Consider the following 3,528-nt stretch of genomic DNA (forward strand, 5'->3'; position numbering starts at 1 on the left):
CGGACAAGAGAGAATCGAGCTTGGTGTCAAGAAAGAGGAATTAGAATTAGTGGTCCGCCGTTGGGAAGACCACCTAAAAATGTCAGTAAAAGAAAATAAGAAACAGGCTGCTTATGACGAAGGTATTCGTAACTGTATTGAAGGTAAATTTGGGCAGGGTAAACGAAGATTTAGTTTTGGGTAGAGTCATGGCTAAACTTCCTCATACCTCTCTAACTGCTATTGCTATTACTTTTTTAGTTATGAATCTTTCTACCTTACTATCAAGGGTTTTTTGGGGATTTTTATGGCAATTTTTCCAAATAATCTCTTTTTTCTTTAATTCAATTAGAAAAAGTGATGTTTTGCCTAATTTTAAACAACAAAAACTTATCTTTGCTTTTGCCTAACTACCTAGTTAATTTTTTTTTGCCTTTTTCTACTTTTTCAGCAAGCCCTACTTATACCTTCACTCCAACTGCTAACTTTAATGGTGCAGTTAATCTTTCCTACGATGTGAGTGATGGTAATGGTGGTGTTTTAGCAGCGACTCAATCCTTCAGTGTTACAGCCGTTGATGATACTGAATTCTTTGTCACCAACACCAACGATAGCGGTGTCGGTTCACTGCGACAAGCAATATTAGATGCTAATGCCGATGCTGGGGCAGAAACCATTACCTTTGTTGGTAGCGTCTTTGAAGATGGTATTCCCGATACCATTACCCTAACTTCTGGGGAATTATTAATTACCGATGCGGTAACTATCAACGGACTGGGAGCAAACAACCTCAGTATCAGTGGTAACAATAGTTCTGCTGTTTTCAGGATAGATGATAGCGACAGTAACAATCAAATTGCCGTAGCAATTGACGGACTGAAGATTACCGATGCTTATATAGATTTTTTCAAGATATCTGGTGGTTATGATGATTCTGCTGCCATCACCAATGCAGAAAACCTGAGCATCAATAACAGCACTATCTCCGGTAATAATGGGTCTGCTAACGCTGGCATCTTTAACAACGGAGGAACAGTTGCTATTGCCAACAGCATCATCTCTGACAATACAGGACAGCTAAACGGTGCAGCACCCTTTGCTGGTGGCATCACGAACTTCTTGGGAACAGTTACAATTACCAACAGCACCATCTCTGGCAATAATGGGACAATCGGTGGTATCACGAACTTATTTGGAACAGTTGAGATTAGTAATAGCACTATCTCTGGCAATAGTGGGTTCGTCGGTGGTGTCTTAAGCGGAGGAGAAACTACGATTACCAACAGCACCATCTCTGGCAATAATGGGACAGTCTTAGGTGGTATCTTCAATGCAGGAACAGCTACGATTACCAGCAGCACTATTACCAATAACAGCGGTGACGGTGTTGGCGGTCTTCTCAATGATGATGGTGCGGGTGCGATCACTACCGCCCAAAACAGTATCATCGCTGGTAATACTGGAACTGATGCTAGTGATATTTCTGGTGAAGTAATAGGCGATGGTAATAACCTGATTGGTAGCCTCATTGGTGCATCCGGGACAATTGGCACAGGTAGCGATATTACCTTTGAATCTGGTGGTATTACTGATATTAGTCAAGTTCTTGCTGCCCTCGCTGACAACGGCGGTGCTACTCAAACCCACGCTTTAGTATCAGGCTCGGCTGCTATCAACGCCGGAGATAATACCCTCATCCCAGTTGATATTACTACTGACCAACGGGGTATCACTCGCACCATTGGCGATACAGTAGATATTGGGGCTTATGAATCAGATTTCATTCCCTTGGTTAACAATGCGCCCACAGGTTCACCCACAGCCACTTTGAGCGATACAGACGAAGATACAGAGATTACCATTAATGCTGCTGACTTGTTAACAGGTTTCAGTGATGTTGATGCTGGTGATACCCTCTCAGTTGCTAACTTGACTGCTGATAACGGTGTATTGGTAGACAACGGTGATGGAACTTATACCTTCACCCCAACTGCTGACTTTAATGGTGCAGTTAATCTTTCCTACGATGTGACTGATGGTACAGATACCTTAACTGGACAAACTCAGACTTTCTCTGTCACCCCAGTTAATGATGCACCCACAGGTTCACCCACAGCCATTTTAAGCAACACTGCTGAAGATACACCCATTATTATCAATGCCTCTGACTTGTTAGCAGGTTTCAGCGATGTAGATGGTGATACCTTGTCGGTACTTAATAATGCTTCATTTCGCGTAACTGCCACCAACGGTACAGTGGTAAATAACGGGAATGGGACTTATACCTTCACCCCAAATCTTAACTTTAATGGTAATGTCACCCTTCGCTACGCTGTGGCTGATGGTCAACGTTTAGTTAGAGGAACTCAGACTTTCTCCGTGACTGCGGTTAATGATGCCCCCATAGCTACTCCCAAGTTTATCACTCCAATTACCAACCCCTTCGGACTGACGAATGATGGTGCTGTACCAGTAACCACTTTTGCCGATATTGATGGGGATGGGGACTTGGATGCTTTTGTGGGAGATGGTGAAGGCAATACCCGGTTCTATCGCAACACGGGAACTGCGGCTGCTCCCACCTTTACCCAAGAAGCCACTAACCCCTTCGGTTTGACGGATGTGGGAATTGCGGCTGCACCCACCTTAGCCGATATTGATGGGGATGGAGACTTGGATGCTTTTGTAGGGAATGATGCCGGCAATACCCTGTTCTTCCGCAACACGGGAACTGCTGCTGCACCTACCTTCACCCTGGAAGCCACCAACCCCTTCGGCTTGAGGAATGTGGGGATATTTGCTGTACCCACCTTAGCCGATATTGATGGGGATGGAGACTTGGATGCTTTTGTAGGGAATAATGACGGCAATACCGTGTTCTACCGCAACACGGGAACTGCTGCTGCACCCACCTTCACCCTGGAAGCCACCAACCCCTTCGGTTTGACGAGCGTGGGGCCTTCTTCTGCACCCACCTTTGCCGATATTGATCATGATGGGGACTTAGATGCTTTTGTGGGGAATCAGGTTGGCTCTATCGTATTCTTCGAGAATATAGCCGCTACTACTTTAAGCAACACCACCGAAGATACAGCCATTATCATCAATGCGGCTGACTTGTTAACAAGGTTCAGTGATGTAGAAGGTGATACCATTTCCGTTGTGAACTTGACTGCTGATAACGGTGTATTGGTAGACAACAATAATGGAACTTATACCTTCACCCCAACTGCCAACTTTAACGGTACTGTCACCCTTTCCTACGGTGTCAGTGATGGTACAGATACATTAAACGGACAAACTCAGACTTTCTCTGTCACTCCTGTTAATGATGCACTCACAGGTTCACCCACTGCGACATTAAGCAACACTGCTGAAGATACAGCCATTACCATTAATGCTGCTGACTTGTTAGCAGGTTTCAGTGATGTTGATGCTGGTGATACTCTCTCAGTTGTGAACTTGACTGCTGATAATGGTGTATTGGTAGACAACGGTGATGGAACTTATACCTTCACCCCAACTGCTGACTTTAATGGTGCAGTTAAT

Annotated in this window: 1 protein-coding gene and 1 pseudogene; both read left to right on the forward strand. The window is 44.6% G+C overall.

Features of this window, described 5'->3' with window-relative positions; genetic code table 11:
- Positions 1–389: pseudogene (locus FJR38_RS11440) on the forward strand (transposase); the annotation flags it as partial.
- A 19-nt stretch (positions 390–408) separates the two neighbouring features.
- The coding region (locus FJR38_RS11445; protein WP_168537082.1) for an S-layer family protein at positions 409–3,528 on the forward strand (3,120 nt) is incomplete at its 3' end.

It is taken from the genome of Anabaena sp. UHCC 0253 (genome assembly GCF_009712085.1).
Taxonomy (GTDB): domain Bacteria; phylum Cyanobacteriota; class Cyanobacteriia; order Cyanobacteriales; family Nostocaceae; genus Dolichospermum.